At 48.4% G+C, this 471-nt stretch carries 1 protein-coding gene; it reads right to left on the bottom strand.

Annotated elements, in window-relative coordinates; translation table 11 throughout:
* Positions 1 to 471 (bottom strand): DUF6701 domain-containing protein (locus tag K5Q58_RS20885; protein ID WP_374758534.1); only part of this gene is annotated, 471 nt, incomplete at both ends.

The following is a 471-nucleotide window of genomic DNA, read 5'->3' as shown; positions in this document are numbered from 1 at the left end:
GATCCTGAGGTCACTTTGACTTTCTGTGATCCTGTACTTGGGCTGGTATAGCTGCTCCAAAATGCCACCGATTTAGTTCCATTGGCGAACCCCGCTATACATTGCTTCGTCACTTCATCTTTCTTCACTGCGTTAACGAGAATATTCTGTGACGGTTTATTAGAGAATTCATCCGGAATGCCATTGTTTGGTGACGCATTAATATCGCCGAATACAAAGCCACTGTCTGCATAAGTTAGCGTACAGTTTGCTACAGAGGGTGCAGAATTGCCTACACGGCAGAGAGTTTGGCTAAAAGGCTTGGCGCCGGGAACTGATCCCGTCACACCCATTGTCACGCTACCTAAGGTCGTTCGACTTAACTGAATTTGTGCACTTCCACCAGTGAAAGTCACCTGATTACCTGACACTCCAGTGCCACTCCAACCACCGCCACCAGTAACAGTTGCAGGGCTCAGTGTCGCAGTAACC

Origin of the sequence: Shewanella sp. KT0246 (assembly GCF_019654955.1) — a bacterium.
Lineage (GTDB): Bacteria > Pseudomonadota > Gammaproteobacteria > Enterobacterales > Shewanellaceae > Shewanella > Shewanella goraebulensis.
Note: the sequence above shows the minus strand (reverse complement) of the source record. Positions and strands in the feature narration are given on the sequence as shown.